The sequence below is a fragment of the Rhodococcus ruber genome, from assembly GCF_016804345.1.
Taxonomy (GTDB): Bacteria; Actinomycetota; Actinomycetes; order Mycobacteriales; family Mycobacteriaceae; genus Rhodococcus; species Rhodococcus ruber.
Genome location: NZ_CP044211.1, coordinates 4,244,612 through 4,258,369 on the forward strand (window position 1 = coordinate 4,244,612; position 13,758 = coordinate 4,258,369).

Sequence of the window (13,758 nt, forward strand, 5' to 3'; positions counted from 1 at the left end):
GGACGCACCAGCCGCTGCAAATAGCCGACTTGTTCTATCTCAAATAGAACAATATGCTGGTGTCGTGCTCATCAGACTGGATCCGAACTCGCCGGACCCGCTGTTCGTGCAGCTGGCTGCGGCCGTGCGCGGCGCGGTGGCCCGCGGCGAGGTCCGGGCGGGCGAGCGCCTCCCCGGTGCACGCGACCTGGCCGCCTCGCTCGGCCTCAACGTCCACACCGTGCTGCGGGGCTATCAGCAGCTGCGCGACGAAGGCCTGGTGGAGCTGCGTCGCGGACGCGGTGCGGTCGTCACCGATCGCGCCGAAACCGGCTATGCCGCCGTTCATTCCGCCGTCGCTGAGGTCGTCGCGCACGCCAAGCGCGTCGGGCTGAGCGCCGACGGCCTCGTCGACCTGATCAGAGCGGAGTACAGATGACAGACGATCCCGGCACCGGCGGGCGCCCCGCCGGCCGTATCCTCCTCGGTTCCACGGTCGCCCCGCTGGGGGTCGCCGCCGCCGGCGCGCTCGTGCTCCGGAACTGGCGTGCGCAACTGCCGGATCCGATCGCGACGCACTGGAACCTCGACGGCACCGCGGACGGATTCGCCGGACTCCCCGCAACCATCGCGCTGGTGCTGGGATTCGGTGCGCTGTTCGCCGCCCTCGGTTTCGGTCTCGCCCGGGCTGCCGCCGCCGACCCCGCCCTCACCCGCGCGGTCGCCGCGACCGTCACCGGCACCGTCGCGTTCGTGACCACCCTGATCGTGCTGGCGACCGGCTCGCAACGGGGTCTCGCCGACGCCACCGCAGCCGCACCGCCGGGGACGTCGCTCCTCGCCGCACTCGGCGTCGGCCTCGCCCTCGGGGCCGCCGCCGCGGCGATACCACGGTGGTCGCGGGGACCCGCCACTCCCCCGGCCGCGGAGGCACCACGAATTCCGGTCGGCACAGACGAACTCGTGGTGTGGACCCGCTCGGTGGCCACCGGCAACGTCACGACGAGCGCGCTGGTCGCGGCGATCGGCCTCGTCGCCGCGATGGGCGTGCTGACCCGGCTGTGGATCCTGCTGGGCCTGGCCGTGCTGCTCGCGGTGCTGGTGGCTGCGACCTGCTCGATCCGCGTCACCGTCGACGCCCGCGGGGTCACCGTCGCGGGAATGTTCGGGTGGCCGCACCTGCACACTCGGCTCGGTGACATCGCCTCCGCCTCCGTCACCGACGTGGCACCGCTGCGGCACTTCGGTGGCTACGGATACCGCATGGCAGTGTTCGGCCCGCTGCGCGGTGCACGGGGGTTCGTCCTGCGCGGTGGCCCTGCCCTGGTGCTGCACCGGCGCGACGGCGCGCGCACCCTGGTCGTGGTCGACGACGCCGCGACCGCCGCCGGACTCGTCAACAGTCTCGTGGAGCGGAGGGGCGGCGCCAGGACCGACCCGAGCCGCTGAACCCGGCCGGGCGGGAGCACCGCGACACCCGGCCGTGCACCGTTCGTGGCCGTCGTCCGCCCGTGGTTCACCACGCCAGCCCGAGGTCGACGGCGGCCAGGCCGGCCCGCGTGCGGTTGTCCACCCCGAGCTTGACGTAGACGCGCTCGACGTGGTTGCGCGCCGTCTTCTCCGCGATGCACAACTCTGCGGCGATCTGCCGGTTGGAGCGGCCCCGGGCGACGAGCCGCAACACCGCCACCTCCCGGGCGGTCAGTCCGGCCGGCCAGGGCGCGCGTCGCACCTGCCGGTGCCCGGCCGCCGCGGGCCTCTCGCCGCAGGCGCTCCGCCGCGTGATCGGGGGTGAGCGCATCACGATGCGGCCGGGGTTCCCCGAAGCGCTGGTACGTCTCCGCCGCGGCGAGCAGCCGATCGGCGACACTCAGGTCGCGGCCGCGGACGCCGTTGGGATATCCGGAGCCGTCGAGGCGTTCGCGGTGCGTGGTCGCGACGGCGACGACGTCCTCCATGCCGGTGACACGGCTGAGGATCCGCCCGGTCAGGTACGGATACAGCCGGACCCGCTCCCATTCGGTGGCGGTGAGCGGACCGGGCTTCTCCCAGATCCGGTTGGACACCCCCATTCGCCCGAGACCGTGGACGAGACCGGCCCGGTAGAGCACCGCGGTGTCCGTCTCCAGCAGGCCGCGCAGGCGACCCGCCGCCGCCGCGAGTTCGGCGACGGACCGCGAATGGCCCAGCAGGAAAGGGACTTTCAGGTCGACAAAGTCCGCCGTCGCGCGCAGCAGCGCGTCGAGTTCGCCGTCGGCGAGGACGCACTCACGGTCGGGTGCCCGATCCAGTGCCGCCGCCCATGCGTCCCGTTCGAGCAGATCGTGGGTGAACTCGTCCGCACCCTCCCGGAACACCCGTGCCACCCGCGGACAGAACTGGGTCCCGCTGCGCGCTCGGGCGACCTCGACGGCCCGCCACGGCCCGCCGGTTCGCAGATGGACCTCGCAGACCTCCGCCAGGTGCACGATGTGCATCTCGAGCGGGATGTCGTCGCCGCGTACCCCCGCGGGTAGCCCGGCCCCGTCCCATCGTTCGAACGCATAGGCCAGGGCCGCACCCACCTGCCGGTCGAGGCCCACCCGGTCGGACAGCGCTCCCGCCGACGCGCAGTGCGAACCGATCAGTTCGGCCATGCGACGGCGGGCGGTCAGCAGGAACGCGGCGACCTCGAGTCCGCGACGCGGGCCGTCGAGCCCGCGCCCGACGTGACCCGTCAGCATCCGCAGGAACGGCAACCCCGTCATGTCGACCCCGTAGGTGTCGGCGCGGAGTGCGATGTCGTCGCCGAACACCTGCGCCAGTTCGTGCGAGTCGGCGTGGCATCCGATCCAGGCGACGAGGTTCGCGTAGTAGACGACGGCCTGCTGCCGGGCGTCCAGCCCCATGCGCTCGGCGATCCGTCCGGCCAGTACGGCGGAGCGCAGCATGTGCTCCATGGGCTGCCCCAGGCCCAGGTCGATCGCCAGGGACAGCGCTGCGAGCAACTCGGCGCGCCGCGGCCCGTCCCGCGGCGCCGGAGACGACCCGCTCCTGCGCTGCACGGCTCCATTGTCCTCCGCCGCGGGAATCGGGGGCCCGCCCGGGCAAAAGATGAGGCATCGGCCCCATGCCTTCCGGACACGACACGGCGCACGATCGGAACAACCGAAACACCGCAGGAGGACGACATGAAGACCACGCCGCAAGCAGCCGCCGAGGAGCCCCGCGTCCTGGCCGGGGTCGCCGGGGAACGGTTCACCGGATACGCGGTGATCGGTGCACCGTTCGCCAGTGGGCACTGTCTGGCACTGCGCCGGTTCACCGCCGGATCGGTGGGCCCGGCCTTCACCTCGGTCTGGCATCGCGACCCGCACGGCCGGTGGACCGTCTACAGCGATGCCGCGCCGGAGCACGGATGCCCCCGCTACCTCGGCGCCGCCCTCAACCGGACGGTGCGCACCGACGTCGCCGCCGCATGGACCGGCCCGTCCCGGCTGCACATCACGGCCGGCGACGACGTCGTCTGGGACGTAGAGGTGACCTCGTCGCCGTCCACCGCCCTGGCGACCCTGACCGGTCGGCTCCTACCCGACCGCATACGGCACCACCCCGCGGTCCTGGCCGCGGTGGCGCGCCTCGCCGGGCCGGTCCTGGGCGCCGGCCGGATCCGCCTCACCGGGGACGTACCGAACGGACAGTGGTTCCGTGCCGCACCGCGCCGGTTGTGGTCCGTCCGCACCGTCGCCGCGACGGTGGGCGGCGTCGACCTCGGCGACGACGGGCCGCTGCCCGAACAGGAGCGGCTCGGCGATTTCCGGATTCCCCAGCGCGCCCTGTTCGCGACCGTCGACGCGTGGTTCGAACCGTTCGATCCGCAGCGGCACGCGCCGGCGTGCCCGGGCGATGCGCTCACCTGCTGACCCGCGCCGGCACTTGCGCGTGCGATGATCTTGTGGACCATCGAGGGGGTGCCATTGTCTGAAAGCATCGTGCCGGTGACGAGTAGACGAACCACACGGGGGGCGTCCGACGATCCCGTGTACGTGCCGCTGCGCAGCATCTCCGGAGCGGCGACGACGCTGCAGGAGGCGGTGGCGCGGCAGAACGCCACGGACTACTACGAGGTCCGCGCGGCGATGGACGCGGAGTACTACTGGCGCGCCGTGGTGCAGACCTTCCAGATCGCCGACGAGTCGTTCCTGCACGCCTCCCGCGGCACCCAGGACGGTGCCGACATCTCCGCCCACGTGATGGCCCGTGCCGCGGACTGGGTGGCGAAGACGGAACTCGCCGTGGAAGGCACCCGGATGTACGGGGCCCTGGTCGCGTTCACCCAGGGCGTGGGCGACGGGTACGCGGCGGTCGAGTCCTGGGCCGAGGCCACCAAGCGCGCGAGCCGATAGGCCGCTGCGCGGCCCGTGCGCGTTTCCGGTAGCGGTGGCTACCGGAAACGCGCACGGCTAGAAGTGGATCGCGGCGCGCTCGCCCTCGAGGATCGCGGCGTCCGCGCGCCGCGGGGTGAGCGCATCACCGATCCGCACGACGTGGAAGGCGCTGTCGCGCAAGGCTGTCCAGAGTTCGTCCACCGGATCCTGATGGGTGGCCACCACCACCCGGTCGACCGTGCGCTGGTGCGCGACGGCGGTCGGGTGGTGCCGCAGCGCCACGTCGAGCCTGCCGTCGCGTTCGGCGACGGCGGTGACGAGCGTGTCGGTCAGCTGTTCGATGCCGAGGGTGTACGCCCGGCGGGTCCAGCCCTCCATGTCGAGGGTCAGCCCGAGGTCCTGGCCGACGATCATCCCGGCCGTGCAGACGGTGACCGCGGCGCCGCGGCCGGCGAGCAACTCCGCCACGGACGTCGCGTGGTGGAAGCCCAGGTCGTCGACGACGAGGACGTCGCCGTGCGGTGACACCCGGTCGTCGAGGACGTCGCGGACGTCGACGACGAGGTCGGTGTCGCCGGCCCAGTCCGGGCGCCGCGGTCGCGCACCGGTCGCGACGACGACCGCGTCGGGATGCGCGTCGCGCACGACCGCGGCGTCGACGTGCACGCCGGTGCGGATCTCCACGCCCGCGCGCCGGCACTCGATCTCGAGACTGCGGACCAGACCGCCGAGCTCGCCGCGGCCCGGCGCGGTTGCGGCCGTGCGGATCTGCCCGCCCAGCACATCCGCGCTCTCACAGAGGGTGACCCGGTGCCCGCGCTGCGCGGCGGTCGCGGCGGCGCGCAGCCCGGCCGGGCCGCCACCGACGACGAGGATCCGCCGGCCGGGCCGGCGAGGATCGGGCAGCGGCTGCGCCTCGCGTCCGGCGCGAGGGTTGGCCACGCAGCCGATCCACCGCCCGAGGCCGACCCGCCCGATGCACTCCTGGTTGCAGGCCAGGCACGGGCGCACCGCCTCGTCGTCGCCGGCGAGGGCTTCGGCGGCGAAGTCGGGATCGGCGATCTGGCCGCGCACGACGCCGACGAGGTCGCAGCGCCCGGCGGCGAGCGCCGCCTCGGCCTGCGCCGGGGTCGTGAAGCGACCGACGCCGACCACCGGCAGGCGCACCCGCCGCCGGATCGCGTCGGGCACGAAGAGCGCGTAGCCGTGCGGCGTCGCCATGGACGCCTCGATCAGGTGCAGCGTCTCGGTGGCCACGCCGATCGAGGTGTTGACGTAGTCGACGTGCCCGCTGTCCTCGACCAGGGCGGCGAGCGCGACTGCGTCGTCGAGGGTGATCCCGCCGTCGGTGCCGTCGTGCCCGCTGAGCCGGACCCCCACGACCAGGCCGGGCCCGACGGCCGCGCGCAGCGCCGCGACGACCTCGAGCAGGAACCGTGCCCGGTTCCGGAGCGGGCCGCCGTACCGGTCGGTGCGGCGGTTGGTGCCGGGCGACAGGAACTGCCGCACGATCGACGCCTGCGAGCACTGCAGTTCGACACCGTCGAACCCGCCGGCACGGCAGTGTGCGGCGACGCGGGCATACCCGTCGACGAGCTCGCGGATCTCGTGCTCCTCGACGGCCTTGGGCACCTCCCGGAACAGCGGGTCGGGCACGGCGCTCGGGGCCCACAGCGGCAGGCCGGTGTACATGCCGGAGCCCTGGGCGCCGTTGTGGTTGAGCTGCGCGAGGATTCGCCCCCCGTGGCCGTGCACGGCCTCGGTGATGCGCCGGTAGCCGGGCACCACGGCGGGGTCGTAGCCGCGGATGAGCTTCTCGTAGGGCCGGTCCGTCGGATGCACGGTGTGTTCCTCGGAGACGATCAGACCGGCCCCGCCGCGGGCCCGCGCGGCGTAGTAGGCGGCGTGCTGTGCGGTCGGCAGGCCGTCGACGGCGAAGTTGGTCAGGTGCGCGGAGAACACCACCCGGTTGCGCAGCGTGACCGGGCCGAGCCGCAGCGGGGCGGCCAGCCGCGGGTACGGTCGGGCGGAGCGGGGCTCGCTCACACCTTCGAGTTCCCCTGGTCGAGGGCCATCTGGCTGCCGGTGATCGTCCTGGCCCGGTCGCTCGCGAGGAACAGCACGGCCTCGGCGATGTCGTCGACGTCGGCGATCGGCTTCTCGGTGAGGATCGGCGCGAAGCTCGGCAACCAGTGCGGGTACTTCTCGAACATCTTCAGCGCACCCTGGTCGGTGCCCATCGGCGTGTTCACGCCGTAGGGGTGGATGGAGTTGACCCGGATGCGGTACTCACCGAGCTCCTTGGCGGCGGTCTGGGTCAGGCCGACGAGGCCGAACTTCGCAGCGGCATAGTTGGCCTGGCCGGGCATGGCCTTCAGACCCGCGACGGAGCTGACGACGACGATCGACCCGCCGTTGCCGGCCTCGATCATGGCGGGCGTGGCGGCCTTGAGGGTCTTGAAGACGCCGGTGAGGTTGATGTCGATCAGTTCCTCGAACTGCTCGTCGGGCATCTCCCAGAAGCGGTTCCAGTTGCAGATGCCCGCGTTGGCGACGACGACGTCGAGACGGCCGAACTGGGCGACGCCCTCGTCGACGACGGCCTGCAGGGTGGCGCTGTCGCGGACGTCGGCGATGCGGGCGTGGATCTTCGCGCCTTCGGCCTCGACGAGCTGGACGGTTTCGTGGAAGTCGGCTTCGGTGACCGGCGCGTACGTGTTGTACGCCGAGACGGGTCCGGCGATGTCGACGCCGATGATCGAGGCGCCCTCCCGCGCGAACCGGATCGCGTGGTTGCGGCCCTGGCCGCGCGCGATACCCGTGATGAACACGACCCTGCCGTCGAACTCGCCCATGTGCCGATCCTTCCGATCCCAGCGTTTTGGAACAGGTTACAGTTCGGATCCGAGTGCGTGGCCCTCGCGTACCGCGTGGTGGACACTGCGCGGCGCGAGGCAGTCCCCGATCCGCACGAGCCCGGTGCGGTAGAGGCTGTCCTCCGGCAGACCCGGGGCGCAGTCGACGAGCAGCGCGCCCGCGACGTCGGTGCGCTGCCCGGTCAGCCGGTGCTCGAGTTCGACGGCGTCGGCGCCGACCCGGCGCACGGTGACCCCCAGATGCCGGGTGACTCCCGCTCGCTGGAGCCGGGCGTTGGCCGCGACCAGGTCGCCCGTCGGCGCGAGCCGGGCACCGGCGATCGGGTCCGTCGTCGCATACGAGACGTCGTACCCCTGGGCGGCGAGTTGTTCCGCGATGCCCACGGCGACGGGCCCGCCGACCGGATCCCACACCACCACCGGCCGCACGGGGATCGGGCCGCCGGCGAGCAGCCCCGCGGCGGTCACGACGTGCCCGTCCTCCGCCGGGTACTCGGGGGGCCGGTCGCGGCTGCCGGTCGCGAGCACGACGACCGTCCCCTGGGCGGCGGCCGCGTCGAGGTCCGCGGCGGCGACGGCGCTGCGGGTGTCGATCCGCACGCCGAGCGCGCGGCAGCGGACCTCGAGCCAGTCGACGAGTGCGGAGAGCGTGTCGCGTCCCGTGCCCACCGCCGCGGTGCGCAGCATCCCGCCCACGCGCCCGGCGCGTTCGACGAGACGGACCCGGTGACCGCGTTCGGCCAGCACGCGGGCGGCCTCGAGCCCGGCAGGCCCCCCACCGACGACGAGGACATCGCGCGTCACGGCCGCCGGGGGCTGCGGAGTGCGGGTCTCGTGCCCGGCCTCCGCGTTGCCGATGCAGCCGACCCGGGGATTGCGGAAGTCGCGCACCAGGCAGGCCTGATTGCATCGCACGCACGGCCGGGGGGTGTGCCCGTCGCGCACGGCGGCGACGAGGTCCGGATCGGCGATCTGCGCGCGGGTCATCTCCACCAGGTCGCACACTTCGTCGTCGAGGGCGCGCTGTGCGGCGACGGGCTCGACGATGCTGCCCTGCAGGACGACGGGCACGGCGCCGGCCACGGCATCGCGGACGGCGCGGCACAGCCCGGTGTTGAACCCGGCCGGGGTGTGGGCGTCGGGCCGGTACACGCCGGGGGCGTAGAGTCCGCCGCGCACGACGGTGAGCAGATCCAGGTGCGGGGCGAGCACGGACGCGTGACCGGCGGCCTGCTCCGGTGTGATGCCGGCCCAGGGCGCCTCCTCGTCGCAGCTCAGGCGCAGCGCCAGGATCCGGCCGGGACCGAGTTCGGCGCGCACGGCCGCGATCACCTGTCGCAGCAGCAACGACCGGTCGGCACCGTAGCGGTCGGTGCGCCGGTTGGTCAGTCCCGAGAGGAACTGGCGCAGCAGCGAGGTCGGCCCCGCGTCCAGCTCGATTCCGTCGACGTCTGCCGCGACCGCGACGGCGGCGGCGGCGGCGAACCCCTCGACCAGCTCCCCGATCTCGTCGTCGCCGACCTCCATCGGCAGTTCGCGCCCGGCCGGATCGGCCACCCGCGACGGTGCCCACAGCGGAGCCTGCGTCCACGCACTCGACCCCTGCAGACCGGCATGGCCGAGCCCGGCCAGCACGAGGGTGCCGTGGGGCCGGCACGCGGCGACGATCGACGCCCATCCGGGGCCGCCCTCCGCGGCCAGGGGTGCCCGCTCGTACGGCTGGTCGTGCGGGTGCACGGAGGCGACCTCGGTGACGAGCAACCCGGCTCCGCCGCGGGCGCGGCGCTCGTAGTACGCCACGTGTTCAGGCGAAAAGGCCCTCCCCACACCGAGGTTGGTTTCGTGCGGTCCGAAGAGCACCCTGGCCGGCGCGTCGCGGCCGGCCAGGGTGATCGGTTCGGTGAGAGTGCCCATCGGCAGAGGGGACCGCTCAGATTCCGAGGTCGCGCCGGAAGTTCGGTGGGACGACGATGTCGTCGGGGGTCAGCTCGTGGATCGACGTCTTGCCGAGTCCGATGAGCGCCGAGCCGATGCCCCCGGCGAGGATGTCGAGGACGTTCTCCACGCCCGCCTGCCCGTTGGCGGCGAGGCCCCACAGGTACGCGCGGCCGATCAGGACGGCCTTGGCGCCGAGCGCGAGGGCCTTGACGACGTCGCTACCGCGCCGGATGCCGCCGTCGAGCAGCACCTCCACGTCCTTGCCGACCGCGTCGGCGATCGCCGGGAGCGCGCGGATCGGGGCCGGGGTGCCGTCGAGGTTGTTGCCGCCGTGGTTGGACACCGAGATCGCGGTGACGCCGGCGTCGACTGCGCGCTTGGCGTCGTCGACCCGCATCACGCCCTTGAGCATGAACGGCGCGTCGCCCCACTGCTCGCGCAGCCACGCGACGTCCTCCCACGTGGGCAACGGGGTGCCCATCCATTCACCGTAGGCGCCGAAGAACGTCGGCGCGCTGCCACCGGGCGGCGTCAGGTTCGGCGTGGTCAGGTCCGGCACCTTGCCGGTCTTGGCCCAGTCGAGCAGCCAGCTCGGCCGCAGGATGCCCTCGGGTGCGAACCGGAACATCGCCTTGAGGTCCATCTTCTCCGGGATCGCGGGGCTGCCCCAGTCCCGGCCGTTGGAGAACGACCAGTCCAGGGTCATGATCAGGCCCTTGGCGCCGGCCGCCCGGGCGCGCTCCATCCGCTGGACGAGCACGTCCCGGCTGCCCACCCAGTACATCTGGAAGAAGGTCTTGTCGTTGGCGGCGGAGACCTCTTCGATGGACTTGCTCGCGAACGAGCTCAGACCCATCGCGACGCCGCGGGCCGCGGCGGCACGGGCGACGGCGACCTCGCCGTCGGGGTGCACCGCCTGCACTCCGGTCGGGGAGATCAGCACGGGCATGCCGACGTCCTGCCCCATGACGTGGGTGCCCATCTCGCGCTTGTCGGACAGGCCCGCGACGTGCGGGGCGAAGCCGAGCTCGGCGAACGCGGCCGTGTTGTCCTCGACGGTGATGCCCTTCTCGGAGCCGGCCACGAGGGCCCCGTAGACGGACTTGGGGAGCTTCTTCTTCGCGCGTTGCTGCGCGACCGCAACGGTTTCGAACCAGTCGTTGCCCATGGGGGATCTGCCTCTCGTACTGCGGGGAAGGCGCCGGCTACTGCATTCCGGCGAGCGGGTTCTCGTCGCACGCCCGCGACGGCGGGCGCACCATCAGCTTCAGGGGGACGGGGGCGCGCGGGGTGCGGCGCTCGCCGGTGCGGGAATGGTCGACACTGGACTTGGGCACGGTGCGGTCGGCGCTGAGCGCGGATTCGCCGTAGCCCTGGACACATTCGGGGTCCGGTCCGTCCATCGGCAGACCGGTGAAGAACTTGGCGGCCATGCAGCCGCCGCGGCACGAATCGTAGAACGTGCACTTGCTGCACGCACCGCCGGTCTGCGGGGAGCGCAGCTCGGTGAACAGTTCCGAATGCTGCCATACCTGCTGGAATCCGCCGTCGGACAGGATGTTTCCGGCGAGGAACTTGTCGTGGATCGCGAACGGGCAGGCATAGACGTCGCCGACCGGGTCGATCAGGCACACCACCCGGCCCGCGCCGCACAGGTTCAGCCCCGGCAGCGCGCCGGCACCGTCGGCCCCGCCGAACGCGGACAGGTGGAAGAACGAGTCGCCGGTGAGCACGCCCTCGCCGTGGGCGACGAGCCAGTTGTAGAGCTGGCGTTGCTGCTCGTGGGTGGGGTGCAGGTCGTCCCACACGTCCACGGCGCGGCCCGACGGGCGCAGCCGGGTGATGCGCAGGGTGGCGCCGTACCTGTCGGCCAGGGCCTTGAACTCGTCGAGCTGGTCGACGTTGTGGCGGGTGACGACGACGGAGATCTTCGCGTCGCGGAAGCCCGCCTCGGCGAGATTCTCGAGTGCCCGTACGGCCATCGCGAACGAACCGGGGCCGCGCACGGCGTCGTTGACCTCGGCGGTGGCGCCGTCGAGCGAGATCTGCACGTCGACGTAGTCCGAGGCCGCCAGCCGCGCGGCGACCTTCTTGTCGATCTTGACGCCGTTGGTGGAGAACTTCACGCCCACCTGGTGTTCGGTGGCGTAGTCGACGAGCTCCCAGAAGTCCGAGCGCACGGTCGGCTCGCCGCCGCCGATGTTGACGTAGAACACCTGCATGCGCTGCAGCTCGTCGATGATGGCCTTGCACTGTTCGGTGGTCAGCTCACGCGGGTCCCGCCGACCGGACGAGGACAGGCAGTGCACGCACGACAGGTTGCAGGCGTAGGTCAGCTCCCACGTCAGGCAGATGGGGGCGTCGAGGCCCTTCTCGAACTGGTCGACCAGGCGGCCGACCTTCGGTGGGGCGGAAGCGTCTCGTACTGCGGCGGATTCGAGCACTGAGGTCATGGGCTGCGTCCTCGTCGGTGGCGGGCGGGAGGTGTGCGGGCAGGGTCTAGGCCGGCACGATCATGTGGGAGTCGGCCAGCGTGGCCAGCGCACGCAGGTACGGACGCTGCGCGGGCTCGTCGATTCCGTGGGCAGCGAGCGCGGCCCGTACGGACGGATGCTGATCGAGGGTTTCGACGACCCGGACGATCGTGGTGTTCTTCAGGAACGAGAGCTTGCGGGTCCCGAAGTGGTAGAGCAACGCCCCGAACGGCTCGGGGCGAAGCGCTACCTGCGGGTGCAGCCTCCACGTCGTGTCCGGATCGAACCCTGCCGAGTCGTCCTCGGTCGAGTCGATCACGGTGGCGGCGGCGTCGGCGGGCACGATCAGTACACGCCGCACATGCCGTCGATGGAGACCTCTTCCACGAGGGACTCCTCGATCAGGTCGGACTCGACGACGCTGTTGTCACGATCGGACATGCATTCCTCCTCGGATGGGGACTCCACGGTCGGAGTCGGTCGTCACAGGCCTGTTGCGCTGTGACTCGGTTCACCACTGTAATGGCATCGAGTGCAGAATGTCACCCATGGAAGGCTCACACCATGCGTAGCCGCCGGAAACCGTCCGCTCGGATAGGTCGTCGCCCCTCCACCTCGAGGGAGGGCCTCAGTGCGATCGGCATCGAACTGTTCCGCACCCAGGGGTTCGACGAGACCAGCGTCGACCAGATCGCGGAGACCGCGGGAATCGCCCGGCGCACCTTCTTCCGGTACTTCCCCTCCAAGAACGCCGTGCCCTGGGGCGACTTCGACGCCCACCTCGAGCAGATGCGCGCCCATCTCGACGCCCTGCCGCCCGAGGTGCCCCTCGCCGAGGCACTGACCTCGGCACTGCTGGACTTCAACACCTTTCCCGCCTCGGAGGCGACGTTGCACCGCGACCGCATGGGCCTGATCCTGCGGGTCCCGGCGCTGCAGGCGTACTCGGTGGTGATGTACGAGGGCTGGCGCCGCGTGATCGCGGAGTACGTCGCGCACCGCATCGGAGGTGCCACGGAGGACCACTACCCGCGCACCGTGGGCTATCTCGTCCTCGGCGTCGCGATGGCGGCGTACGAGCAGTGGCTCGCCGACGACTCCCTCGCCCTGCCCGATCTCTTGTCGGCCGGCATGCGCGCCCTCTACAGTGGCCTCGACGCGGCCGCGCCGTCCATCACCGGCCCCGACGTCCCCACCTCATCGAAAAAGGCTGCGCTGCAATGACTGTGCTCGACTCTCTCGCCCCCTGCCCGACCGGCCGGTGGTCGCACGCCCACGTCACGGTGGAACGGGTACCTGCGGGCCCGATCTCGCTGCGGCGCGACGCGGGACGACTGCACGTCACGCATTCCCTCGGACCGGAGGACCTCAGCGAACGCCTGGTCGCCGACGTCACCGCCTCGATCGCCGGCAGCGACCTCGGCCGGGAGGAGTTCGAGCTGACGATGGTCGGGCTGGTGCGCTCCACCGTGCCGGGCGCCCTCGATTCGTGGGTCACCTACTACCGCAACTCGCTGACCGAACTGCTCGACGGCACGGCCGAGTTCGCCCCGATCCACGACAAGGCCGCCGAACTCGTCCGTGGCCGCGTCCTCGATCTCGGCTCGTGCTTCGGGTTCCTCCCCCTGCGCCTGGCCCGCGCCGGGGTCGCCGTGACCGCCACCGACATCCTGCCCGGCACCATGACCCTGCTCGACGCGGTCGCGCCCCGCCTCGGCCTCGCGGTGGACACCCTCGTGTGCGACGCGGCCCACGTGCCCGTGCCCGACGACAGCGCCGATACCGTCACCGCGATCCACCTGCTCGAGCACGTCGACGCGGCCACCGGCGCGGCGGTCGTCGCCGAGGCGCTGCGGATCGCCCGGGAACGCGTGGTGATCGCCGTGCCGTTCGAGGACGAGGCCACGGCCTGCCACGGCCACGTACGCACGTTCGACCTGCCGGCCCTGCACACCCTCGGCGAATCGACCGGCCGCGCCTTCGAGGCCTTCGAACACCACGGCGGCTGGCTCGTGCTCGACGCGCGGTGACCGAACGGCGCGGTGGCCGAACGCTTTGTGGCCGAACGCCTTGTGACCGAACGCCTTGTGACCGAATGTCACATCGCGTCGGTCACATCGACGC

The 13,758-nt window shown here is 72.1% G+C and carries 13 protein-coding genes and 1 pseudogene; 6 read left to right on the forward strand and 8 right to left on the reverse strand.

The features are described from left to right. Positions 1-64: 64 nt before the first annotated feature. Both F1734_RS19360 and F1734_RS19365 read left to right on the forward strand, forming a co-directional pair. Positions 65-418, forward strand: coding sequence for a GntR family transcriptional regulator (locus F1734_RS19360; protein ID WP_010591941.1), 354 nt, complete (start codon positions 65-67; stop codon positions 416-418). Then, positions 415-1,428, forward strand: coding sequence for a DUF1648 domain-containing protein (locus F1734_RS19365; RefSeq protein ID WP_010591942.1), 1,014 nt, complete (start codon positions 415-417; stop codon positions 1,426-1,428). The genes F1734_RS19360 and F1734_RS19365 overlap by 4 nt, the downstream gene beginning before the upstream one ends. 67 nt (positions 1,429-1,495) lie before the next feature. Here the strand turns inward: F1734_RS19365 and F1734_RS19370 are convergent. Next, positions 1,496-3,023, reverse strand: a pseudogene (locus F1734_RS19370) (HD domain-containing phosphohydrolase). 126 nt (positions 3,024-3,149) lie between these two features. Here F1734_RS19370 and F1734_RS19375 point away from each other — a divergent pair. Together F1734_RS19375 and F1734_RS19380 are read left to right on the forward strand one after the other, a co-directional pair. After that, a complete protein-coding gene (locus F1734_RS19375) occupies positions 3,150-3,881 on the forward strand; it encodes a hypothetical protein (protein WP_010591944.1) in 732 nt (243 codons plus the stop codon). A gap of 75 nt (positions 3,882-3,956) precedes the next feature. Continuing rightward, entirely contained in the window at positions 3,957-4,364 is a 408-nt protein-coding gene (locus F1734_RS19380) for a hypothetical protein (protein WP_228287072.1), read from the forward strand. A 57-nt stretch (positions 4,365-4,421) separates the two neighbouring features. Here the strand turns inward: F1734_RS19380 and F1734_RS19385 are convergent, their stop codons facing one another. Genes F1734_RS19385 through mftA form a run of 7 tightly spaced genes read right to left on the reverse strand, consistent with a single transcriptional unit; the run spans position 4,422 to position 12,075 of the window. Then, positions 4,422-6,392, reverse strand: a complete 1,971-nt coding sequence (locus F1734_RS19385; RefSeq protein WP_203010933.1) for a mycofactocin system FadH/OYE family oxidoreductase 2 — start codon at positions 6,390-6,392, stop codon at positions 4,422-4,424. Next, positions 6,389-7,201, reverse strand: coding sequence for a mycofactocin-coupled SDR family oxidoreductase (locus F1734_RS19390; protein WP_203010935.1), 813 nt, complete (start codon positions 7,199-7,201; stop codon positions 6,389-6,391). Before F1734_RS19390 ends, F1734_RS19385 begins: the two co-directional genes overlap by 4 nt. A 36-nt stretch (positions 7,202-7,237) precedes the next feature. Continuing rightward, positions 7,238-9,136, reverse strand: coding sequence for a mycofactocin system FadH/OYE family oxidoreductase 1 (locus tag F1734_RS19395; RefSeq protein ID WP_203010947.1), 1,899 nt, complete (start codon positions 9,134-9,136; stop codon positions 7,238-7,240). A 16-nt stretch (positions 9,137-9,152) separates the two neighbouring features. Beyond that, a complete protein-coding gene (gene mftD, locus F1734_RS19400; RefSeq protein WP_010591950.1) occupies positions 9,153-10,328 on the reverse strand; it encodes a pre-mycofactocin synthase MftD in 1,176 nt (391 codons plus the stop codon). Positions 10,329-10,365: 37 nt separating this feature from the next. Beyond that, positions 10,366-11,613, reverse strand: coding sequence for a mycofactocin radical SAM maturase (mftC, locus tag F1734_RS19405; RefSeq protein WP_010591951.1), 1,248 nt, complete (start codon positions 11,611-11,613; stop codon positions 10,366-10,368). A 46-nt stretch (positions 11,614-11,659) separates the two neighbouring features. Next, positions 11,660-11,995, reverse strand: coding sequence for a mycofactocin biosynthesis chaperone MftB (mftB, locus tag F1734_RS19410; RefSeq protein WP_010591952.1), 336 nt, complete (start codon positions 11,993-11,995; stop codon positions 11,660-11,662). Further along, positions 11,980-12,075 (reverse strand): mycofactocin precursor MftA, encoded by a 96-nt coding sequence (gene mftA, locus F1734_RS19415; RefSeq protein ID WP_010591953.1) that lies wholly within the window; start codon positions 12,073-12,075, stop codon positions 11,980-11,982. The genes mftB and mftA overlap by 16 nt, the downstream gene beginning before the upstream one ends. 123 nt (positions 12,076-12,198) lie before the next feature. On the opposite strand from mftA, the gene mftR reads away from it, so the two are divergent. Both mftR and mftM read left to right on the forward strand, forming a co-directional pair. Continuing rightward, entirely contained in the window at positions 12,199-12,858 is a 660-nt protein-coding gene (gene mftR / locus F1734_RS19420) for a mycofactocin system transcriptional regulator (protein WP_010591954.1), read from the forward strand. Next, complete coding sequence (gene mftM, locus F1734_RS19425) at positions 12,855-13,664, forward strand: mycofactocin oligosaccharide methyltransferase MftM (protein WP_010591955.1); 810 nt, start codon at positions 12,855-12,857, stop codon at positions 13,662-13,664. Before mftR ends, mftM begins: the two co-directional genes overlap by 4 nt. Positions 13,665-13,758: the final 94 nt, after the last annotated feature.